We start from the raw sequence: 20,604 nt of genomic DNA, 5'->3' as shown, positions 1-20,604 counted from the left end.
TGCGCTATCTCGCCTCGGTGAACAGGTCGGCGTAGCGGTTCAGGTACAGCGGCCAGCCCTCGTCGTGGCCGACGCCGTCACGAACCGACTCCCAGCCCGGACCGTGCCGGTCCAGGTTGCGGTGCTCCAACTCGACCCGGGTCCGCTGCGGTGTCTCGGCGACGAACCGGACCTCGACCTCGCTGGCGTTGTCCAGATCCTGTTCGAGCTGCCATGCCGGGCTGATGTCCCAGCTGAAGACGAGCCGGTCCGGCGGCTCGAAGACGAGGATCCGCGCCCAGGCGCACTCACTGCCGTCCTCGGCGCGGTCGTAGATGTGCCCACCGACCTTCGCCTCGAACACCGTCTCCGCGATCGGCGACGACAGCAGGTTGTGCTCCTTCGGCTTGAAGTCGCCGAACCGCTCCGTGAACACCGCGAAGGCGCGCTCGACCGGCGCGTCGACCACGATCTGCCGCCGTACCACCGCATCCGTTCCACTCATGATTCCTCCTCGTCAGGGCGCTCGGCGACGTCCTTGAAGCCGTCCAACGCGCGGCTCCAGTAGGTGTCGAGCTGATCTCGTAGGGCGGCCACGCCGGCGGGATTGAGCCGGTAGACACGCTTCGTGCCCGCGGTGCGGTCCGTCACGAGGCCGGCGTCCTTCAGCACCCGCAGATGCTGCGACACCGCCGGCCGGCTGACCGGCAGCACCGCGGCCAGTTCGCCGACCGCCCGCGGCCGCTCCGCGAGACACGCGATGATCGCCCGCCGTGTCGGGTCGCCCAAGGCGTCCCACCCGTCCTCGGTTCGGTAAGTAGCCACGAACGGTAAGCTACGGCTTACCATTGGCGTTCGTCAAGCCGGAAAAGCGGGTCACTGTTGCCACAGGAACGCCGCCGTCGAGCACGGTCGGCAGCGGAATCCGTACCCGCAGCCACCGCCACCGAAGTTGAAGCCGGTGCGGTGATCGTGGCCCTCCTCCAGCTGGACGACGAACGACATGGGCAGAGCGCAGGCGGGACAGGTGGGCGTCTGGTCGAACTGGAGCCACGCCGGCAGTCCGCCGAGTTGCCCCAGGACGTCTCGCAGCGGTCGGCCGGACTCACTGCGCCAGCGCTCGCGCGCCTCGTCGTAACCGTCGGAGTCCTGCATCGGCGCGTACGTGACGGCGGACGTCTCGGCCACCAGGACGGTGTCGCCGGAGGGCACGGCAGACGGAGCCAACGCCCCCAGGGGGAAGACGAACGCGCGATTGCCGCCGGCTGTCGCATCCCACTCGTCACACAGGCCCGGATCGTTCTGGCACATGAAGACCGACAGGAGTTCGTTTTCGGCCGCGTCGATGTCGTCGAGCCGGACCTGGGCCAGGAACTGCATCGGCCCGTCGCACTCGCCGCACAGTGGCCAGTCGAAGTCCGCGGGCACGAGCGGAACACCACCGGTACGCGTGCCGGGCGCATCCGGCGCCGTGTCACCGCTGTAGATCATCAGAACCGTCACGCGGCGCAGCATAGGGGAGCGCGGAGGCGTCCCCGGCCCGTCCGGCAGCCGGCCCGCGGCCGGCGGCCGACTGGATCGGTCACCCTGGGATGGGACAGCATCCTCGTCCGGATCGGCTCCACCCTGGTGGTCGTTCAGGAGCAGGGCAACGAGCCCGGTGGCGACGATCACCTCACCCGACTCGCCGAAGCCGCGCTCCGCAGCTACCAGACGACCGGACCCTGAGCGCCCTCGGGCGATCGGTCGCAGCTCACCGCGTCGCGCCGCCGAACCACCGGGCCAGAGCGTCGTCCAGCGTCCGCTGGTCGTCGCCCGTCCACACCACGTGCCCGTCCGGCCGCAGCAACGCCGCCGGCACGTCCAGTTCGTCGCCGGTGCCGGCGACGAGCCCGACCCGGTCGGCCCAGCCGTCCACCGACAGCTTCCCGGTTCCGTCGAGCAACAACCCGCCGCCGGTACGCATCAGCTCGTACAGGCGCCCCTCCCGCAGCGGTACGTCGCGCAGCCGCCGCCCGAGCAGGGCGTGCCCCTCGCCGACGTCGTACCGGACGCCGATCGCCGTGACCTTCTCGATCAGGAAGCGGTTGACCTCGTCGAAGTCCATGAGCTGCGTCAGCACCTCACGCACGGCGTGCGGTCCCGGCTCGTTCGTGGTCAGCAGCATCTGCGCGCGGGTGTTCGTCAGCACGTCGGCGGCGACCGGGCGCCGCTCGGACTCGTAGGTGTCCAGCAGGTCGTCCGGCGCCCAGCCGTTCACCGTCGCCGCCAGCTTCCAGCCCAGGTTGAACGCGTCCTGGATGCCCAGGTTGAGCCCCTGCCCGCCGAGCGGCGGGTGGACGTGCGCGGCGTCGCCCGCCAGGAACACCCGCCCGACCCGGTAGTGCTCGGCCAGGCGGGTCGCGTCACCGAACCTCGACAGCCAGCGGGGGGAGTGCACGCCGAAGTCGGTGCCCGCGTACGCGGTCAGTTGCCGTTTGACGTCGTCGAGCGTCGGCGGCACCGACGTGACGTCGGCCGCCGGTACGACCACCCGTAACACGCCCGGCCTGCCGGACGGGCCGAGCCCGAACCGCTTCTCGGTGCGGCGTACCTCGGTCATGATCCTGGTGATCTCGTCCTGGGGCGCTGTCACCTCCATCTCGCCCAGCAGCGTGTCGACTGTCGACGGCTCACCGGGGAACCCGACGCCGAGCAGCTTGCGGACCGTGCTGCGCCCGCCGTCGCAGCCGACGACGAACCGCGCGCGCAGCGGTGGCGCGCTCTCGTCGTCGAGGTGGACCGTCACGCCGTCGTCGTCCTGCTCCAGCCCGGTGACCGCACGGCCGCGCCGGATCTCGGCGCCGACCTCGGCGGCGTGGTCGGCGAGCAGCCGGTCGGTGAGCGTCTGCGGGATGCCGAGGACGTACGGGTGGGCGGTGTCCAGGTCGGCGGGCGCGGGCTTGTCGATGCCGGCGAAGAAGCCCCGGATCGGGTGCGTGCCGCCGTGTTCCAGGAACCGCTCCAGCAGCCCGCGCTGGTCCATCACCTCGATGCTGCGGACGTGCAGCCCGAGCGAGCGCACGTACGGCGGCGGTTCGGCGTCCCGCTCCAGCACGAGGACGCCGACGCCCTGCAGGCGCAGCTCGCTCGCCAGCATCATGCCGGTCGGCCCACCGCCGACCACGATCACGTCGAACACACGATCCCCCGTGCCGAGTGTCAGGCGACCGTCCCGTCGGGCGGCACGAACCGACCATAGCCCTCGGGACGGAACGCCCGGGCCCCGTAGGGCAGGCAGACGGCAGATTCGTTCAGGCCGCCCGGCGCCCGCCGCGCCCGGCGAGCTTCGACAGCAGGACGAGGGCGCCGCCGCCGATGACGAGACCGACGACGGCGAAGGCGAGCGTCTGGAGCAGCCAGTGGGTGCCGCTCAGCAGCGACATCGCCAGCCACACGCAGAGGAAGGTGGTCGGCACCGACAGGGCCAGGGCCAGGACGATCGCTGTGGTCCGCTGCCCGCTGGTGGCCTCCGGGTAGGTGTTCCACCGGTTCTGCATCGATCGGGTACGTCGATCCATGACGCCTCTGCTACCCGGCGGGACACCGCGGCAACCCGCTCAGCCGCGGCGGAACGTCCGGCGGTAGGTGTCCGGCGGCACGCCCACTGTGCGCTGGAAGTGCCGGCGCAGTGTCGTCGCCGTACCCATGCCTGATGCCTCCGCGACGGCGTCGATGCTGTCGTCGGTGTTCTCCAGCAGTTCCTGCGCCCGCCGGATGCGCTGCGTGGCCAGCCACTGCGACGGCGTGGCGCCGGTCGCGGCGGTGAAGTGCCGGACCAGGTTGCGGGTGCTCATGCTCGCCCGGCGGGCCAGGTCCGCGACGGTGAGCGGGCGGTCCAGCCGCGCCATCGCCCAGGGCAGCAGCGCGGCGAGCGGGTGGTCCTCGCGGGCCGGGACCGGGGTGGTGACGTACTGGGCCTGGCCGCCGGCGCGGTGCGGCGGCACCACCAGGCGGCGGGCGACGGCGTTGGCGACAGTCGAGCCGTGATCGCGGCGGATGAGGTGCAGGCACAGGTCGATCGCGGCGGCCTTCCCGGCGGAGGCGAGCACGTCGCCGTTGTCCACGTAGAGCACGTCCGGGTCGACCCGCACGCGCGGGTAGCGGGCGGCGAGCGCGTCGGTGTGCGCCCAGTGGGTGGTGGCGCGCAGCCCGTCGAGGACGCCGGCGGCGGCGAGCACGAACGCGCCGGTGCAGAACGAGACCATCCGGGCGCCCGCCCCGTGCGCGGCCCGGACCGCCTCGACCAGGTCGGACGGCGGCTCGGCGTCGGTGTCCTCGATCGCCGGGACGATCACCGTGTGGGCGCGGGCGAGGTGGTCCAGCCCGTGGTCGGGCGTGACCGCGAACCGGCCGACGCCGACCGGGCCGGGACCGCAGACCACCAGGTCGTACCAGGGGTCGGCCAGGCCGGTCGGGTCGCGGACGAAGATCTCGCAGGCCGCTGCCAGCTCGAAGTGCAGCATCCCGTCGGTGGCGGCGAGCGCGATCAGGGTCATGTCCGAAACTGTACGGGCATTGGCGTTTGCGACACTGGCCCGGCCCTCGGATCCCCGCGAGGATCATTCCAGTCGATCTTCGAGGGGGAGTGTCATGCAGGTGGCGGTGTTCGGGGCGTACGGGCACACCGGACGGTTCGTGGTGGCGGAGCTGCGGGAGCGGGGGTACGAGCCGCTGCCGGTGGGGCGTGACACCGGGAAGCTGGCGGCGGCGTTTCCGGGGACGGAGCAGCGGGTGGCGTCGGTCGACGACCCGGCCACGCTGGACAAGGCGCTGGCCGGGGTGGCGGCGGTGGTCAACTGCGCCGGACCGTTCGCCTCGACCGCCGGGCCGCTGATCGAGGCCGCGATGCGGGCCGGGATCCCCTACGTCGACGTGGCGGCCGAGATCGAGGCGAACCGGGACACGTTCGCCGATTACGCCGAGCGCGCCGAGGCCGCCGGAGTCGCTGTGGTGCCCGCCATGGCGTTCTTCGGCGGGCTCGGGGACCTGCTGGTCACCGCCGCGATGGGGGACTGGACGGCGGCCGACGAGGCGCACGTCGCGTACGGGCTGAGCAGCTGGCACCCGACGGCCGGGACGGTCGCCTCCGGCGTCGTCTCGCGCGAGCGCCGCGACGGCCGGCGGGTCCGCTTCACCGGCGGGCGCCTGGTGTACGCCGACGGCGACCTGCCCCGGCGGGACTGGGAGTTCCCGGCGCCGCTGGGCGTGCGGCCGGTGCTCGGGGAGTTCACCATGGCCGACGTGGTGACGGTGCCGAGCCACCTGGACATCCCGGAGGTGTGCACCTACATGACCGCGAACGCGGCGGGGGATCTGGCCGCCGGGGACGCTCCGGCCGCTGTGGACGAGCGCGGCCGGTCGGCGCAGACGTTCACCGTCGACGTGGTGGTGCGGTCGGGTGACGTCCGTCGGCGGGTGGTGGCGCACGGGCAGGACATCTACGCGATCAGCGCGCCGCTGGCGGTCGAGGCGGTCCACCGGATCCTGACCGGGCGGACGCGGGCGACCGGTGTCGCCTCGGCCGGGCGGATCTTCGACGCGCCGGACTTCCTGCGCGCGCTGTCGGCGCACCTCACCGTCGAGACGCTGACGGCCGCCTGACGGGCCCCGACGGGTTGCCGCATCCACGTCTGCCGATTGACAATGTTTAGATTCCAAACTTACTCTCGCGCTGGGCGGGTGCGCGCCCCGCCTTCCCCGTCCACGCGCCCCCACGCACCACGAAGGAACCACCATGTTCCGCTCTCCCCGTACCGCCCGATTGCGGGTCGGCCTGGTCGCGGCGACCGCCGCCACGCTCGTGACCGGCACCGCCGTGATGGCGACGAACGCCCAGGCGGCGGCCGGCTGCCGCGTCAACTACACGACCGCCAGCCAGTGGCCCGGCGGTTTCACCGCGAACGTCGACGTGACCAACCTCGGTGACCCGATAAACGGCTGGACCCTGCGCTGGACGTTCCCGTCCGGCCAGCGGGTCACCCAGGCGTGGAGCGCCGACGTCACCTCCTCCGGCGCCGACGTCACCGCCACGAACGTCGGCTACAACGGCGCCATCGCCACGAACGGCAGCGTCTCGTTCGGCTTCAACGGCTCCTGGGCCGGCACCAACACCGCGCCCACCGCGTTCTCGCTGAACGGGGTCGCCTGCACCGGCGGTGTCGGCGGGACCACCCCGCCGCCGACCACCACGCCACCGCCCACGACCACCCCGCCGCCCACCACGCCACCGCCCACGACCACCCCGCCGCCCACCACGCCGCCGCCGGCCGGCAACGCCATGGCCGCTGTCGCCGCCATGCAGCCCGGCTGGAACCTCGGCAACTCCTTCGACGCGGTCGGCGCGGACGAGACCGCGTGGGGCAACCCGCGTGTCACCGAGGCGTTGCTCGACAACGTCCGGGCGCAGGGCTTCAACAGCATCCGCATCCCGGTGACCTGGAGCAACCACCACGGCGCCGCGCCGAACTACACGATCGACGCGGCCTGGCTCAGCCGGGTACGCGAGGTGGTCGGCTGGGCGCTCGCCGACGGCTTCTACGTGGTGCTCAACATCCACCACGACTCGTGGCAGTGGATCAACACGATGCCCACCGACCGGACAGGCGTGCTGAACCGCTACAACGCGCTCTGGACCCAGATCGCCGCCGCGTTCAAGGACTCCTCGCCGAAGCTGACCTTCGAGAGCGTCAACGAGCCGCAGTTCACCGGCAGCTCCGGCGACGCGCAGAACGCCACGCTGCTCAACGAGCTGAACACCTCGTTCCACCGCATCGTCCGCCAGTCCGGCGGGAACAACGCCACCCGGCTGCTGGTGCTGCCGACCCTGCACACCTCCGCCGAGCAGGCCCGGGTGGACGAGCTGGTCAGCACGTTCAACACGCTGAACGACCCGAACCTGATCGCCACCGTGCACTTCTACGGGTACTGGCCGTTCAGCGTGAACGTCGCCGGGGGCACCCGGTTCGACGCCACGGTCCAGCAGGACCTGACCGACCAGTTCGACCGCGTCTACAACGCCTTCGTCACCCGCAACATCCCGGTGATCATCGGCGAGTACGGGCTGCTCGGCTTCGACCGGCACACCGGCACCATCGAGCAGGGCGAGAAGCTGAAGTTCTTCGAGTTCCTCGGCCACTACGCGCGCAGCCGCAAACTGACCACCCAGCTCTGGGACAACGGCCAGCACTTCGACCGGACGTCCTTCGTCTGGAAGGACCCGGAGCTGTTCGCGCAGATCAAGTCGAGCTGGACCACCCGCTCCGGCACCGCGTCCAGCGACCAGGTGTACGTGCCGCGTACCGGCTCGATCACCGCCAAGAGCCTGACGCTCAACCTGAACGGCACCACGTTCCAAGGGTTGCGGCAGGGCACCACCGACCTGGTCAACGGCACCGACTACACGGTCTCCGGCAGCACCCTCACGCTCACTGCGTCGGCGCTGACCCGGCTGGTCGGCTCCCGCGCGTACGGGGTGAACGCCAACCTCCAGGCCCGCTTCTCCGCCGGTGTGCCGTGGCGGATCAGCATCATCACGTACGACCCGCCGGTGCTGTCGAACGCGACCGGCACCACCGCCGCGTTCACGCTCCCGGCGCAGTTCCGCGGCGACCAGCTCGCCACGATGGAGGCGAAGTACGCCGACGGCAGCAACGCCGGACCGCACAACTGGACCTCGTACAAGGAGTTCGACGTGACGTTCGCGCCGAACTACACCGGCAACACGATCGCGCTGAAGCCGGAGTTCTTCGCCGAGGTCAACGACGGGCAGCGGGTCACCCTGACGTTCCACTTCTGGAGCGGCACGAAGCTGACCTACTACGTCACCAGGTCCGGCAGCACCGTCACCGGCACGGTGAGCTGACGGCAACGGCACGGCTCGCGGCGGTGGGCGTCGACACCGCCGCGAGCCGCGCCCGGCACACGTTTCCGCAGGACCGATGAGTTTTCCGGCCGGCGCCGGTCGACACAGGCATGAAGACGCTCACTCTGCAGACGCCCGAGGTCGACCTCGTCTACGACGTCCACGCCCCCACGGCGGCCGAGACCGGGCACCGTCCCCTGTTCATGATCGGCCAGCCCATGTGCGCCGACGGCTTCACCACGCTCGCGTCGTACTTCCCGGACCGCACCGTCGTCACGTACGACCCGCGCGGGCTCGGGCGCAGCGTCCGCAAGGACGGCCGCGGCGACGACGTGCCCGAGGTCCAGGCCCGGGACGTACGCGACATCATCGAGGCACTCGGCGCGGGACCGGTGGACATGTTCGCCAGCAGCGGCGGCGCGGTCACGGCGCTCGCCCTGGTGGCCGCGTACCCGGACGCGCTGGCCACGCTCGTGGCGCACGAGCCACCGCTGATCCAGGTGCTGCCCGACGCCGAGGCTGCCCGCCGAGCCACGGCCGCCTGCCAGGAGGCGTACCAGAAGAGCGGCTGGGGCGCGGGCATGGCGGCGTTCGTGGCCATGACGTCGTGGCGGGGCGAGTTCACCGACGAGTACTTCGCCCAGCCGCTGCCCGACCCGGCCGCGTTCGGCATGCCGACCGAGGACGACGGCAGCCGGGACGACCCGCTGCTCTCCGACCGTGCGGCGGCGGTCACCCGTTTCCGGCCGGACGTGGACGCGCTGCGCGCGGCGCGTACCCGGGTCGTCGTCGCGGTGGGCGAGGAGTCGGCGGACACCCTCACCGGACGCACGTCGGTGGCCACGGCCGAGCTGCTCGGCGGGAAGGCCGCGGTCTTCCCCAGCCACCACGGCGGGTTCCTCGGCGAGGGGATGGGCTACGCCGGGCAGCCGGAGGCGTTCGCGCGCCGGCTGCGGGAGATCCTCGACGCCTGATCGAGTTCAGGCCCGGCGCACCTCGGTGAGCATCGCGGGGTAGGGCCCGGCCGGTGTGCCGGGCCCGGCCTGGTCCGCGGGGACGACGTTCTCCATCCGTAGCCGCAGGAGGGCCGGGTCGGCGGTGTCGAGGACGATCCGCCACTCCCAGCCGTCGCCGTAGCCGGCGCTCAGCTGGACCGCCGCCGCGCCGCCCGCCGTGCCGGTGAGCGTCATCGGCGTCGGCTGCTGGTGCCACGAGTCGCCCCACCAGGCGACGAGCGAGCCCGGCCGGTCGCCGGCGGCGATCACCAGCAGGCCGTCCTGCGGGCCGTCGTCCGGATGGGCCCACGAGTACGACACTGTGGTCAGGTGACCGCCGGCGGCGGTGGCGACGGTGAGCGCGGCCGGCGACTCGGCGAGCGGATCGGCGGGCATCAGCCGGAACGCGTTGGTGCCGGCCCAGGCCCCGGTGACGTCGGTGAGAACCATCGCCCCAGGATAGGAACCACCCCCGACACCGCTCCTCCACACAAGATCTGTGGTGGCGCCGGGTCAGGTGGAGAAGTTGTCGTCCGCGTCGCGGGCGTCCGCCTGGATGTGCTCGCCGGGGCGCTTGCCCCGGATCTCGTCCTGTTCGCGTACCCGGTCCGCTTCGGCGTGTTCGTCCTGGTTCAGGTCACCGAGCCGGGCCCGGGCCGGACCGGCCAGGTCTTCCAGGTCGTTCCTCGCGCGCTCGACGCTCATGCCGCCTCCCCGGATCGTCGCGTGGCGGCGCTCGCCGCCTGCCGCCTCGCGTCCCCGCTGACCCGGACGGCAAACCGCCGCCACCGGCCCGGCTGACGTCATGCGGGTGGCAGGCCGGCGATCAGGTCCTCGGCGTGCCGCAGGGTGTCGGCCAGCGCGTCGCGCGCGCCGTCGTCCAGCGGGATCGAACGGGCCTGCCGCACCAGCTCCCGCGCGGACTCCGGCTCGTCGAGTTGCAGCGCCAGCTCCGCCCGGTAGACCAGCGCCTCCACCCGGACGGCCGGGTCGTCGTCGGGATCCGGGCGGCCCAGCGCGCCGTCGAGGATCCGCGCGGCCTGCGCCGGATTGCCGCGCGAGTCGCCCTGCACCACCGCGTTGTGCAGCGTACGGGCCAGACCGCCCCTGTCGTCGGTCTCCGGCGGGGTGGCCCGGCCGACGAACCGGATCCAGTTGCCGCCGGGGTCGACGATGCTGAACCCGAAGTGGCCCTCCTGGTTGCGGCGGGGCCGGGGCCGGGTCATCCGGGGTACGCCGGAGACGAGCACCTTGCCGTACGTGGCACGCATGCCGTCGGCGAAGGCACTGTGGATGTCGACCAGATCGTCCACCAGGACCAGGCAGGAGCCGTACGAGTCGGCGGGATCGAACTGTGGCATCCCGAAGAAGTGCAGGTGCAGGTCCTCCCGCCGCAGCGTCACGTACGGGTTCGGGCGCTCCTGCCGGTACGTGACCTCGAAGCCGAGGGCCTGGTAGAAGGGCGCCACGTCGTCCACGGAGCGGCAGGGCAGCAGGGGAATTGTCATCTCGTTCGCCATGCCTCGAGCCTGGCGAACGAGAGCCGTCATGCGCCCATGGAAATGTCCGAACGGCTGGCGGCGCCGTCCGAACGGACACGGGGGGCGGTCCGCTATGGACCGGCCCCCCGTGCGGGGTCACGTGTGGGTCAGGGCTTCCAGGAACCGGCGGGACGGAAGAGGTGCCGGTACTCGACGACGCCGTTCTGGTCCTTCACGTCGAAGATGAGCTGCCCGCTGCGCTTGGAACCCGCGGGCAGGTTGGTGCCCGAGGTCATGAGCTTGCCGCAGCCGGAGAAGGCGCCGCCGATGCCGCTCTCCTCGGTGCCGTCCGCGGCGACCCAGGTGAAGTAGAACGGGTTGATCGAGCCGGTGCCCTCGACGATCTCGGCGGTCACGTCGGCGATCAGGAACATGCCGTTCTTCGGCCCGGGCATGACCTCACTGCAGGCGGCGTTCCGGGTCCGGAAGTTGCCGACGGTGATCTCGATGGTGCCCCGGTCGTCGTTGACGGACAGTTTCTCGCCGGCCGGCAGGTTGAACGTCTTGCCGTCGGAGTTGCCCGGCGACGTGGTGGCGGGCGCACCCGTCGGGGCGGCGGAGGTCGGCTGGCCGTCGGTGACGCCCGGGGTGGGCAGCGAGTCGATCGCATCCTGCGTCTTCTGCGCGCCGCTGTAGACGGCGAAGATGCCGCCACCGCAGCACAGCAGCAGCAGGATCACGGCGACGACGCCGATCGTGATCCAGACGTTCTTGTTCGACTTCTTCGCCGGCGGCCCGAACGGCGCTCCCGGCGGCGGGTACGCGCCACCACCCGGCGGCGGGTAACCGCCCGGAGGCGGATAGGCGCCCGGCGCCTGGTACGCCCCACCCGCCTGCGGGTACCCGGACCCCGCCTGCGGGTACGTCCCGCCCGGGGGCTGGTACTCGGACCCGGGCGGCGGGTACGCGCCACCCGGGGGCTGGTACTCGGACCCCGGCGGCGGGTACGTACCGCCCGGGGGCTGGTACTCGCTGCCCGGCGGCGGGTAGGGCGCCCCGGACACCGGCGGCTGCGGCGGACCGGAGACGGGCGGTGGCGCGTACGGGCTGTCCGGCGCCGGCGGCATCGGTGCGGTGGGGAACGCCTGCGTCGGCGGTTCCGGCGGCTGCTGGTTCGGGTCCGGTGACCCGGATGGAGGCTGAGGGTGGCTCACCGTACTCCTAGGGGCGCCTTTGGATTTTCAGTCGCAACGACGGTACCGGCAGGGGGCAACCGGCCGGTGGTGCCTCATCGGTGTGGCAGGACGGCAGCGGTGCGGACCAGGTCGTCGTCCACGGCGAACCGCCCCGTCACCGCTGACGGCGGATCCGGCACCGGCGCGGCGGCGAGCCGGGCCGGTGCGATCTCGGCGTGGAACGTGCCCGCCTCCGGGTCAAGCGTGACGCGCGCGTCGGCGAAGCCCAGCCACGTTCCGACGAGCGGGTGCCAGACCTTGTAGACGGTCTCCTTCGCGCTGAACAGCACCGTCGGCCAGGGCGTGCCGGACGGCAGCCGGGCCAGGTCCGCCTCCTCGTCGGGGCGGCACACCTTTCGTCGTACCCCTGGGGAGAGCGGCCGGTGGCGCTCGGCGTCGATGCCGACGGCGCGCACGTCGGCGGCCCGGGCGGCGGCCGCGGCGCAGTAGTCGCGGGTGTGGGTGATCGCGCCGACCACGCCGCGCGGCCAGATCGGGGCCCGGTCGGCGCCGGCGGGTACCGGCGTGGCGGGCAGGCCGAGCGCGGCGAGTGCCCGGCGGGCGCAGACCCGCCCGGCGGTGAAGTCGCGGCGACGGCCGGGCACCGCGCGCTCGCCGAGGGCCGCCAGCTCGGCCGGGAGCAGGTCACCGGCCCATTCGGCCGGCCCGGCCACCGCCACGGCGACCACGGCCGGAAGCAGATCACGCACGAGAGGTGGATGACGGGGACACGCGGTGAACGTACCGTAACGGTGGGGCGTGCCGCGGCGCTGAAGGAACGTTGCGGGGAGGCAACCGGTCCATCACCACCATTCCTGACTCGGAAGGAGCGGCCGATGACGCCTGGCGCGGAGGTTTCGGGGAGTACCGACGGCGAGCACGTGCCGGTGACCCCGGACTGGACCTGCGGCTCGTGCGGTGACGACTGGCCCTGTGCCACGAAACGTCATCACCTGCTGCGCGAGTACCAGGTGGACCGGGCGTCGTTGAGCGTCTATCTCGGATCCTGCCTCGCCGCGGCGACGCAGGATCTGCGCTCCGTGCCGGTCACCGCGCTCCAGGACCGGTTCATCGGCTGGGTGCCGCGCGGTCCGCGTATCGCCGAGGCGTGAGCGCGTCCGGTGGCCGCCGCGTCGGGTTCGCGGCGGCCACCGGCTGCGGTCTCAGGGGCGGCGGTTCTCAGGGGCGGCGGGGCCGCCGGGTGAGCGCGAAGCCGACCACGCCGGCCACGGCGGCGAGCACGCCGCCCACGCTTGTCCACACCCAGCGCGATCCGGCCTCGGGGAGCCATCCGGTCAGGTCGATCTCCTCGTCGGCCACCGGCTCGGGCGTCGGCTCCGCGCCGAGCACGGTGCCGGCCCTGGTGTTCGGCACCAGCGGCGCGGCCAGTTCGCCGTCGTCGCCGGACGCTCCGCCCTCGTCGGTCGCGCCGACGAGCATCTCCACCTCGATCGGCTGACCCAGGTCGGGCTCGGGCAGGTCGGTGACGGAGAGCCGGACGTAGTAGGTGCCGGGCAGCGGGTCACCCGACCAGGGCTCGGCCCACGGCCGTACCCGGCGCAGCGTGCAGCCGAGCGCGACGCTCGTCGCGGTGGCGTCCGCGGTGGGGGTCTGCGCGCCCGCCGTGCACGCCTGCCGGCGGCGCAACCCGTCGAAGACGTCGACGGTCCAGGTGGACGCGCCGCCGCGTGCCTTCGGGAAGGTGACGGTGGCGGTGATCTCGTGCACCTGCCCGGCGTCGGCGCGGAACGACCAGTACAGGTGGTCACCCGTCGACGCGCCCACCTGCACCGGCTGGCCGGCGGTGACGGTCGTGGCGGTGAGGAACGAGGTGCCGGCCTTGGTCACCGGGGTCGCGCCCGGCGACGGGGTGGGCGCGGCCAGGGCCGCCGCCGGGGTGAGGGCGAGTCCCGCGACGGTCGTGGCCGCCGCGGCGCGGATCAGCGTACGCATGCTCAGTTCACCCTCCACGTGTGCACCCACCAGCGGGTGAGCAGCCCGGCGACCAGCCCGGTGAGCAGTCCGGCCAGCGTGAGCAGAAGCAGCAGCACCCAGCCGCGGCCGAGGTCCGGCCCGTCCGGCGCGGGGGAGGCGGGAACCACGTCCACCGTCAGCTCGACCGGCATGCCGGGCCGGGCCCGGGTGCCGGGCTTGGCCGCGAACGAGTTGCTGACCACCAGGCAGACGGTCGTCTGCTCCGCGCCGGCGCTCGGCTCGGGGCTCGGGCCGTCCTCGTCCTCGTCGGCGGCCGACCAGCGCAGCCCGGCGGAGACCACGTCGGTACGCCCGCTGCCGGCGTCGACGCCCCGGACGAGTTCCCGCCCGTCCGGCGCGGTGGCGCGCAGCAGCACGCCGTAGTCCGGGTTGACCGGCCGGTCCAGCGCGACGCTGACCGAGGCGCGCAGCTCCTGCCCGGCACGCACCGGCACCCGGTACCAGCGGTGCTCGGAAAACGCCTCCCGGTCGCTGTAGACGCCGGGGGCGAGCAGCGGGGCGCCCTCGCACGCCGCGCCGCCGCCGACCACCGCCGGGGTGGCGGTGTACGTGTCCCGGGCGCGGTCGACCAGCTGCTTGATCCGGCCGGTCAGCTCGTCGGCGCTCTGCGCGGCGGTGTAGGTGCCTCCGGTCGCGCCGGCGATGCAGAGCAGCTGCTTGCGTACCTTCTCGTCCGGCGCCAAGCCGAGCGTGTCGACCACCAGGCGGGTGCCCTGGGCGGCCAGCTCGCGAGCCACCTCGCACGGGTCGGGCGGGGCGCAGGTGTCCTCACCGTCGGTGATCAGCACGATCCGCCGGGTGGTGCTGCCGGTGCCGAGATCCTGCGCGGCGGAGCGCAGCGCCAGCCCGACCGGGGTGAAGCCGGTCGGGCGCAGCCCGGCGACGGCGGCCTTGGCCTGGGTGCGGTCCACCGGGCCGACCGGCACGATCTGCTGGGTGTCCAGGCAGCCCTGCTTCTTGTCCTTGCCCCGGTAGGTGGCGCCGAGCACCCGGATGCCGAGCTGTGTCTCGTCCGGCAGGGCGTCGACCACCTCGTTGAACGCCTGCTGCGCGACGGAGATCCGGCTGCGCCCGTCGATGTCGCGGGCCCGCATCGATCCGCTGACGTCGAGGACCAGCTCGACCTTCGGTGGTTCGGCGACGGGCTCGGTGGTCTCGTCGTCGGCCCCGGCGGGGCTCGGCCCGATCAGCGCGGCCGCCGCCAGCAGTCCGATGAGGACGGCCGTCGATCGTCTCTTGTTGATCACCGGGCGAAGTGTAGTGAGATCCACTTTGGAAGATCATCCGGGTCGGGGTGCCCGCCGAAGCCCGGTTTCCGGCGTCCGCCGGGGCCGTCACGGCCGCGCTCGGCCACCCACCGTTAGCTGCACCATGTAAACCTTTCGGCCGGTGGGGTACTCGTCGGAAATCTGACCGGCCCGCACCCGTTGTGCGGTTGCCGGAGTGTGGTTAAGCTCTGTCTTGCGCGCCCCAATCGCCCGCTTCCCCCGTGGCAGGCGATCGGGGCGCGCTTCTATGTGCTTGGCGCCGCGCAGTGCCCGGCGCCCCGCCTCAGATCCAGCGGCCGTCCAGCCACATCCGGGCCGACCAGTCCGCGTACGGCAGCACCCGGCCCACGAAGATCGGGTAGAAGTAGGCGAAACAGAGCGCCACGAGCAACACGTATGCGCCCGCGATGATCCCGCCCACCAACCGCCGGTCGTGGACCTGTTGCGGGTCCGGTGGCGCGGCCGGGTTCGTCACCGGCGCCGGGGTGGCGATCGCGCCGAGCACGTAGACCACCGCGAGCACCAGGAACGGCACCGCCGGGGCGGCGTAGAAGGAGAACATCGTCCGGCCGTCGAGGGCGAACCAGAACCACGGCAGCAGGCCGGCCGCGACGCTGAGCAGGATCGCGCCCGCCCGCCAGTCGCGCCGGGCCAGGCCGAGCCAGGCGGTCGCGGCGATCGCCGGCAGGAACGACCACCACAGCAGCGGCGTGCCCAGCAGCAGCACCTCCGAGGCGCAGCTCGGCGCGCCGCAACTGCCGTCCCCGGACCAGTGGAACGCCACCGGGCGGCCGAGCAGCAGCCACTGCCACGGCCAGGACTGGTACTTGTGCGGGTCGTCGAGCTGGGTGTGGAAGCCGTACGCGGCCTTGTGGTACTCCCACAGGTTGATCAGCGCCCCGACGAACGGGGTGTCGCTCAGCTCCGGGTTGTTCGGGTAGCGCTCCGCCAGGCGGTAGTAGCCGTCCTGGCCGAGCAGCCAGCCCGACCAGGTCGCCACGTAGGTCACCAGCATCAGCACGCCGGCGGCGAGCAGCCACGGCAGCTCGTCGAGCACGGCGTCGCGCCACGGCCGGCGTACCCCGGACGAGCGGCGGACACCCACCTCCCACAGCAGCACCAGCAACGCGAACGCCGGTACGAAGTAGACCGCGCTCCACTTCACCGAGCAGGCGCAGCCGAGCAGCACACCGGCCGCCAGCCGCCACCACGGCCAGTCCCGCCAGCCCGACGACGGCCGTCCGGCCCGGCCCGGCTGTGTCGGGTCGAGCCCGGCCTCCAGCGCCCGGGCCCAGCGCCGCCGCCGGGCGTCCCGGTCGAGCACCAGCGCGCCGAACGCGGCGAGCACGAACAGCAGCAGGAAGATGTCGAGGATGGCCGTGCGGGACAGCACCAGGTGGTAGCCGTCGAGGGCGAGCAGCAGGCCGGCCGCGCAGCCGAGCACCGTGGAGCGGAACATCCGCCGCCCGATGCGGACCAGCAGCAGCACCGACAGCGTGCCGGCCACCGCCGCGCCGAAGCGCCAGCCGAACTCCGGCGAGGTGGTGATCAGGTGGCCCGGCACCGAGACGCCACTGTCGGCGTCCTGGTAGCCGAAGGCCCACTCGCCGATGCCGATCATCCACTTGCCCAGCGGTGGATGCACCACGTACGACGGGCCGTTGTCCTTGTAGTTCCACTCGAAGCCGCGGTCGATCAGCCCGTACGCGTCCTTGGCGTAGTAGGTCTCATCGAAGATCTTCCCGGGCGGGAAACCGAGCCCCACGAAGCGCAGGATCGCCGCGACGGCCACCACCACCGCGGTCGCCAGCCACGCCTGACCTCTGCCGATGCGGTCGTCGACGGTGGCGAGCCGGCGCCGTACGGCGGCGGGAAGCCCGCGCCCGGCGCCGTCGCCCCGGTCGGTGGTGGAAGGGTCCGGGTTCGCGCTCTGTGCTGTCGACGCACTCGTCACCCGGCGATCGTAGGCTGCGAGGGTGCCCGGTGGCGTCTGTCGTCTCCGAAATTGGTACGACCTTCGATGAAGGAGCACACACCGTGGGGGAAATGTCCGAGGTCGGGCGGCTCGTGCTGCTCGGTGCGCCGCTCGGTAATCCGGCCGACGCGTCCGCCCGGTTCCGCGAGGTGCTGGCCGCCGCCGACGTGGTCGCCGCCGAGGACACCCGGCGGCTCACCCGGCTGGCCCGCGACCTGGACGTGACGGTGCCGGGCCGGATCGTCTCGTACTTCGAGGGCAACGAGGAGCGGCGTACCCCCGAACTGGCCGAGGTGCTCGCCGCCGGCTACACGGTCGCGCTGGTCACCGACGGCGGCATGCCGAGCGTCTCCGACCCCGGATACCGGCTGGTCCGGGCCGCGCTGGACGCCGGAGTGCCGGTCACCGCCGCGCCCGGGCCGAGCGCCGTCACCACCGCGCTGGCGCTGTCCGGGCTGCCCTGCGACAGGTTCTGTTTCGAGGGCTTCCTGCCGCGTACCCCCGGGGCCCGCCGTTCCCGGCTGCGCGCGCTCGCCGCCGAGGAGCGCACGCTCGTGTTCTTCGAGGCGCCGCACCGCATCGCCGGTGCGCTCGCCGACCTGGCCGAGACGTTCGGTCCGGACCGGCCCGCCGCGCTCTGCCGCGAGCTGACGAAGACCTATGAGGAGGTCGTCCGCCGGCCGCTGGGTGAGCTGGCCGAGTGGGCCGCCGAGGGGGATCCCCGGGGCGAGATCACGCTCGTCGTGGCGGGCGCACCGGCCACGCCCGCGGTCCGGCCGGACGACGAGACGCTGCGCGCCGCGGTGGCCGAGCGCGAGGCGGGCGGCCTGTCCCGCCGCGACGCGATCACCGAGGTCGCCACCGCGTACGGGCTGCGGCGGCGCGAGGTGTACGCCGTCGTGCACAGCTAGAAAGGAAGGGCCCCTTCTTAACGCCTGCGGTAGAGGAAGGGCCCCCTCTTAACACCCCGCCTCACCAGGCGGCCGCCAGGAAACCGACGGTGATCAACGCCGGCCCGGCGAGCGCCAGGCCGACCGCCCAGCGACGCTGCCGTTCGTCCGCGAGCCGGGTCGCGCCGGTCCACCGGGCGATCCCGGCGGCGCAACCGGCCACCAGGGCCAACCCCAGCAGCCAGCGCAGGTGCCGTCCGACGCCGGTGTCCGCGTACGCGGTGGACCCGTCCGGCCCGGTCATCCGCGCCCGCAGGGAACTGCCGGTGTCGGTGCGAGCGGCCGGTACGCCGCTGACCCGTACCCCGTGGGCCTGGAACCGGTCGCCGTCGGCCGAGAAGATGCCCCGGCAGCGCTGGGTGAGCCCGCTCCCCGCGCATTCGGTGATCATCACGGTGCCGCCTGTCGAGTGCCCGGCCGCCAGCCAGAAGGGGCCCGCGCTCACCCAGGCGAAGAACGCGGCGAGCAGGCTCAGCGTCAGTAGCACGGCCAGGCCGGCGGGCGGGCTCGGCGGCGCGACCGGGCGGGCGCGTTCCCGCCGCGCCGGGAGCCGGTCGGGACCCGGACGCGGCTCGTCGCGCAGCGGGGTGCCGTCCCAGTGCACCTCCTCGATCGGCGCCCAGCCGCCGGACGGCGCGGCCGCGCGCTGCCAGCGCGGCTGGCGTACCGGCACCCGGCTCGGCACCGCGTCCACCGGCGCCCCGGTGGTCGGCTCCACCTCGACCGGCGGATCCGCCGGGTCGAGCCGTGGCTGCGGCGCGACGGGCGCGCCCGCCGGAGCGGGCCGCGCCCGCCGGGTGGTCGCCGCCGACGACTCCGGCGCCGCTGGTCTGTTGGTCACGATGTTCATTTCACACCGATACGCCCGGCTTGCGGTGAAGCTCACGCCGCGTGTCGGCGACAAATCGGACGTACGGTCGGAGCCTGCCGCCCATTGGTTCGCGGCGCACCCACGGCAATCACTAGGCTTGCTGCTCATGAGTCACGTTCTCGCCGCGGTCGCCTGGCCCTACGCCAACGGCCCGCGCCACATCGGCCACGTATCCGGATTCGGCGTTCCCTCCGACGTCTTCGCCCGGTACATGCGGATGGCCGGTCACGACGTGCTCATGGTGTCCGGCACCGACGAACACGGCACCCCGATCCAGGTGCAGGCCGACGCCGAGGGCGTCACCCCACGCGAGCTGGCCGACCGCTACAACCGGGTGATCGCCGAGGACCTGCGGGCGCTGGGCCTGTCGTACGACCTGTTCACCCGCACCACCACGCGCAACCACTACGCGGTCGTGCAGGAGCTGTTCACGGGTCTCTACCGCAACGGCTACATCGTCCCGAAGGTCACCACCGGGGCGATCTCCCCGTCCACCGGCCGGACGCTGCCCGACCGCTACATCGAGGGCACCTGCCCGATCTGCGGCTACGACAGCGCGCGCGGCGACCAGTGCGACAACTGCGGCAACCAGCTCGACCCGATCGACCTGATCGACCCCAAGTCGAAGATCAACGGGGAGACGCCGGAGTTCGTCGAGACCGAGCACTTCTTCCTCGACCTGCCCGCCCTGGCCGACGCGCTGCGGCAGTGGCTGGACAACCGCGACGGCTGGCGCCCGAACGTACTGCGGTTCTCCCGCAACCTGCTCGACGACCTCCAGCCCCGGGCCATCACCCGCGACCTGGAGTGGGGCGTGCCGATCCCGCTCGACGACTGGCGCGACCGCCCGGACAAGCGGATCTACGTCTGGTTCGACGCGGTCATCGGCTACCTGTCGGCCTCCATCGAGTGGGCCCGGCGCACCGGCGACCCGGAGGCCTGGCGCAAGTGGTGGTCCGCCGACGGGGAGGGGAAGGATGCCCGCTCCTACTACTTCATGGGCAAGGACAACATCGTCTTCCACTCGGTGATCTGGCCGGCGCTGCTCGGCGGCTACTCCGGCGAGGGCGCCCGCGACGGCGAGCCGGGCGAGCTGGGCCGGCTCAACCTGCCCACCGAGGTCGTGTCCAGCGAGTACCTGACCATGGAGGGCCGGAAGTTCTCGTCCTCCCGCAAGGTGGTCATCTACGTCCGGGACTTCCTGGAGCGCTACGACGCCGACGCGCTGCGCTACTTCATCGCGGTGGCCGGCCCGGAGAGCAACGACACCGACTTCACCTGGGCCGAGTTCCTGCGCCGCAACAACGACGAGCTGGTCGCCGGCTGGGGCAACCTGGTCAACCGGTCGGTGTCGATGGCGGCGAAGAACTTCGGCGCGATCCCGCCGGTCGACCCGGCCGGGCTCACCGAGGCCGACCAGGCCCTGCTGGACACCGCGAAGGCCGGCTTCGCCACCGTCGGCGATCTGATCGCCCGGCACCGGCAGAAGCAGGCCATCGGCGAAGCCATGAAGGTCGTCGCCGAAGCCAACAAGTACCTCTCCGAGCAGGCGCCCTGGAAGCTCAAGGGCGAGGACGACAAGCCCCGGATGGGCACCATCCTGCACGTCGCGCTCCAGGTGGTCAGCGACGCCAACACGCTGCTCACCCCGTTCCTGCCGCACTCCGCCCAGAAGATCCACGAGCTGCTCGGCGGCACCGGCACGCACGCCCCGATGCCGGTGATCGAGGAGGTCGACGACCTCGACGGCGGACCGTCGTACCCGGTGCTGACCGGTGACTACACGGTCGGCGCGCGCTGGGAGTCCGTACCCCTGGAAGTGGGCCGGCCGCTCGCGGCGCCGAAGCCGGTGTTCCGCAAGCTCGACCCGTCCATCGTCGAGGAGGAGCTGGCCCGCCTGGCCGGCTGAACACGCGCGCGAACCGCGGCCCCGGGGATCTCCCCGGGGCCGC

At 72.7% G+C, this 20,604-nt stretch carries 21 protein-coding genes; 6 read left to right on the top strand and 15 right to left on the bottom strand.

Going from position 1 to position 20,604, the window contains the following annotated elements; all coding sequences use genetic code 11:
- Positions 1-4: 4 nt before the first annotated feature.
- The 6 genes from O7607_RS09035 to O7607_RS09010 all read right to left on the bottom strand — a co-directional run bounded on the left by O7607_RS09035 (position 5) and on the right by O7607_RS09010 (position 4,517).
- Complete coding sequence (locus O7607_RS09035) at positions 5-484, bottom strand: SRPBCC family protein (RefSeq protein ID WP_269702382.1); 480 nt, start codon at positions 482-484, stop codon at positions 5-7.
- A complete protein-coding gene (locus tag O7607_RS09030; protein WP_332367302.1) occupies positions 481-828 on the bottom strand; it encodes an ArsR/SmtB family transcription factor in 348 nt (115 codons plus the stop codon). The genes O7607_RS09035 and O7607_RS09030 overlap by 4 nt, the downstream gene beginning before the upstream one ends.
- Before the next feature lie 27 nt (positions 829-855).
- A complete protein-coding gene (locus O7607_RS09025; protein WP_269702379.1) occupies positions 856-1,482 on the bottom strand; it encodes a DUF1963 domain-containing protein in 627 nt (208 codons plus the stop codon).
- A 250-nt stretch (positions 1,483-1,732) separates the two neighbouring features.
- Entirely contained in the window at positions 1,733-3,160 is a 1,428-nt protein-coding gene (gene rox / locus O7607_RS09020) for a rifampin monooxygenase (protein ID WP_269702378.1), read from the bottom strand.
- A 112-nt stretch (positions 3,161-3,272) separates the two neighbouring features.
- A complete protein-coding gene (locus O7607_RS09015; RefSeq protein WP_269702377.1) occupies positions 3,273-3,539 on the bottom strand; it encodes a hypothetical protein in 267 nt (88 codons plus the stop codon).
- 39 nt (positions 3,540-3,578) lie between these two features.
- Positions 3,579-4,517 carry a helix-turn-helix domain-containing protein gene (locus O7607_RS09010; protein ID WP_269702375.1) on the bottom strand — a complete coding sequence of 313 codons (939 nt, stop codon included), beginning with the start codon at positions 4,515-4,517 and terminating at the stop codon, positions 3,579-3,581.
- A gap of 94 nt (positions 4,518-4,611) precedes the next feature.
- Here O7607_RS09010 and O7607_RS09005 point away from each other — a divergent pair, with 94 nt between their 5' ends.
- From O7607_RS09005 to O7607_RS08995, 3 genes are all read left to right on the top strand, one after another.
- Entirely contained in the window at positions 4,612-5,622 is a 1,011-nt protein-coding gene (locus O7607_RS09005) for a saccharopine dehydrogenase family protein (RefSeq protein WP_269702373.1), read from the top strand.
- Positions 5,623-5,755: 133 nt separating this feature from the next.
- The gene (locus tag O7607_RS09000) at positions 5,756-7,882 is read left to right on the top strand and encodes a cellulase family glycosylhydrolase (RefSeq protein ID WP_269702371.1); all 2,127 of its coding nucleotides are present in this window, start codon (positions 5,756-5,758) and stop codon (positions 7,880-7,882) included.
- Between the two features lie 110 nt (positions 7,883-7,992).
- Positions 7,993-8,856 (top strand): alpha/beta fold hydrolase, encoded by an 864-nt coding sequence (locus O7607_RS08995; protein ID WP_269702370.1) that lies wholly within the window; start codon positions 7,993-7,995, stop codon positions 8,854-8,856.
- Positions 8,857-8,862: 6 nt separating this feature from the next.
- Here O7607_RS08995 and O7607_RS08990 read toward each other — a convergent pair whose 3' ends face one another.
- From O7607_RS08990 to O7607_RS08970, 5 genes are all read right to left on the bottom strand, one after another.
- A complete protein-coding gene (locus O7607_RS08990; RefSeq protein WP_269702369.1) occupies positions 8,863-9,327 on the bottom strand; it encodes a hypothetical protein in 465 nt (154 codons plus the stop codon).
- A 63-nt stretch (positions 9,328-9,390) separates the two neighbouring features.
- A complete protein-coding gene (locus O7607_RS08985; protein ID WP_269702368.1) occupies positions 9,391-9,582 on the bottom strand; it encodes a general stress protein CsbD in 192 nt (63 codons plus the stop codon).
- A 98-nt stretch (positions 9,583-9,680) separates the two neighbouring features.
- Complete coding sequence (locus O7607_RS08980; protein ID WP_269702366.1) at positions 9,681-10,397, bottom strand: VOC family protein; 717 nt, start codon at positions 10,395-10,397, stop codon at positions 9,681-9,683.
- Between the two features lie 128 nt (positions 10,398-10,525).
- Positions 10,526-11,572, bottom strand: coding sequence for a hypothetical protein (locus O7607_RS08975; RefSeq protein WP_269702365.1), 1,047 nt, complete (start codon positions 11,570-11,572; stop codon positions 10,526-10,528).
- 74 nt (positions 11,573-11,646) lie between these two features.
- Complete coding sequence (locus O7607_RS08970) at positions 11,647-12,303, bottom strand: 4'-phosphopantetheinyl transferase family protein (RefSeq protein WP_269702363.1); 657 nt, start codon at positions 12,301-12,303, stop codon at positions 11,647-11,649.
- A gap of 126 nt (positions 12,304-12,429) precedes the next feature.
- On the opposite strand from O7607_RS08970, the gene O7607_RS08965 reads away from it, so the two are divergent.
- Positions 12,430-12,705 (top strand): hypothetical protein, encoded by a 276-nt coding sequence (locus tag O7607_RS08965; RefSeq protein WP_269702362.1) that lies wholly within the window; start codon positions 12,430-12,432, stop codon positions 12,703-12,705.
- A 67-nt stretch (positions 12,706-12,772) separates the two neighbouring features.
- Here the strand turns inward: O7607_RS08965 and O7607_RS08960 are convergent, their stop codons facing one another.
- The 3 genes from O7607_RS08960 to O7607_RS08950 form a co-directional block, all read right to left on the bottom strand.
- A complete protein-coding gene (locus tag O7607_RS08960) occupies positions 12,773-13,546 on the bottom strand; it encodes a peptidase (protein ID WP_269702361.1) in 774 nt (257 codons plus the stop codon).
- A gap of 2 nt (positions 13,547-13,548) precedes the next feature.
- On the bottom strand, positions 13,549-14,835 hold the full coding sequence (locus tag O7607_RS08955) for a VWA domain-containing protein (RefSeq protein ID WP_269702360.1): 1,287 nt from the start codon (positions 14,833-14,835) through the stop codon (positions 13,549-13,551).
- A 304-nt stretch (positions 14,836-15,139) separates the two neighbouring features.
- Positions 15,140-16,810 carry a dolichyl-phosphate-mannose--protein mannosyltransferase gene (locus O7607_RS08950; protein WP_269702358.1) on the bottom strand — a complete coding sequence of 557 codons (1,671 nt, stop codon included), beginning with the start codon at positions 16,808-16,810 and terminating at the stop codon, positions 15,140-15,142.
- 92 nt (positions 16,811-16,902) lie between these two features.
- Here O7607_RS08950 and rsmI point away from each other — a divergent pair, with 92 nt between their 5' ends.
- On the top strand, positions 16,903-17,742 hold the full coding sequence (gene rsmI, locus O7607_RS08945) for a 16S rRNA (cytidine(1402)-2'-O)-methyltransferase (protein WP_442929474.1): 840 nt from the start codon (positions 16,903-16,905) through the stop codon (positions 17,740-17,742).
- A gap of 61 nt (positions 17,743-17,803) precedes the next feature.
- Here the strand turns inward: rsmI and O7607_RS08940 are convergent, their stop codons facing one another.
- Positions 17,804-18,631, bottom strand: coding sequence for a hypothetical protein (locus O7607_RS08940; RefSeq protein ID WP_269702356.1), 828 nt, complete (start codon positions 18,629-18,631; stop codon positions 17,804-17,806).
- Positions 18,632-18,758: 127 nt separating this feature from the next.
- On the opposite strand from O7607_RS08940, the gene metG reads away from it, so the two are divergent.
- Positions 18,759-20,561: a methionine--tRNA ligase gene (gene metG, locus O7607_RS08935; protein WP_269702354.1), complete on the top strand. Its 1,803-nt coding sequence runs from the start codon at positions 18,759-18,761 to the stop codon at positions 20,559-20,561.
- Positions 20,562-20,604: the final 43 nt, after the last annotated feature.

The organism is Micromonospora sp. WMMA1949 (genome assembly GCF_027460145.1).
Taxonomy (GTDB): Bacteria; Actinomycetota; Actinomycetes; order Mycobacteriales; family Micromonosporaceae; genus Micromonospora.
Note: the sequence above shows the minus strand (reverse complement) of the source record. Positions and strands in the feature narration are given on the sequence as shown.

Excerpts from the sequence above, each read along its gene's own strand:
- O7607_RS09035 (WP_269702382.1), bottom strand. The coding sequence starts at position 484 with ATGAGTGGAACGGATGCGGTGGTACGGCGGCAGATCGTGGTCGACGCG.
- O7607_RS09030 (WP_332367302.1), bottom strand. The coding sequence starts at position 828 with ATGGTAAGCCGTAGCTTACCGTTCGTGGCTACTTACCGAACCGAGGAC.
- O7607_RS09015 (WP_269702377.1), bottom strand. The coding sequence starts at position 3,539 with ATGGATCGACGTACCCGATCGATGCAGAACCGGTGGAACACCTACCCG.
- O7607_RS09010 (WP_269702375.1), bottom strand. The coding sequence starts at position 4,517 with ATGACCCTGATCGCGCTCGCCGCCACCGACGGGATGCTGCACTTCGAG.
- O7607_RS09005 (WP_269702373.1), top strand. The coding sequence starts at position 4,612 with ATGCAGGTGGCGGTGTTCGGGGCGTACGGGCACACCGGACGGTTCGTG.
- O7607_RS09000 (WP_269702371.1), top strand. The coding sequence starts at position 5,756 with ATGTTCCGCTCTCCCCGTACCGCCCGATTGCGGGTCGGCCTGGTCGCG.
- O7607_RS08995 (WP_269702370.1), top strand. The coding sequence starts at position 7,993 with ATGAAGACGCTCACTCTGCAGACGCCCGAGGTCGACCTCGTCTACGAC.
- O7607_RS08990 (WP_269702369.1), bottom strand. The coding sequence starts at position 9,327 with ATGGTTCTCACCGACGTCACCGGGGCCTGGGCCGGCACCAACGCGTTC.
- O7607_RS08985 (WP_269702368.1), bottom strand. The coding sequence starts at position 9,582 with ATGAGCGTCGAGCGCGCGAGGAACGACCTGGAAGACCTGGCCGGTCCG.
- O7607_RS08980 (WP_269702366.1), bottom strand. The coding sequence starts at position 10,397 with ATGGCGAACGAGATGACAATTCCCCTGCTGCCCTGCCGCTCCGTGGAC.
- O7607_RS08965 (WP_269702362.1), top strand. The coding sequence starts at position 12,430 with ATGACGCCTGGCGCGGAGGTTTCGGGGAGTACCGACGGCGAGCACGTG.
- O7607_RS08960 (WP_269702361.1), bottom strand. The coding sequence starts at position 13,546 with ATGCGTACGCTGATCCGCGCCGCGGCGGCCACGACCGTCGCGGGACTC.
- rsmI (WP_442929474.1), top strand. The coding sequence starts at position 16,903 with ATGTCCGAGGTCGGGCGGCTCGTGCTGCTCGGTGCGCCGCTCGGTAAT.
- O7607_RS08940 (WP_269702356.1), bottom strand. The coding sequence starts at position 18,631 with ATGAACATCGTGACCAACAGACCAGCGGCGCCGGAGTCGTCGGCGGCG.
- metG (WP_269702354.1), top strand. The coding sequence starts at position 18,759 with ATGAGTCACGTTCTCGCCGCGGTCGCCTGGCCCTACGCCAACGGCCCG.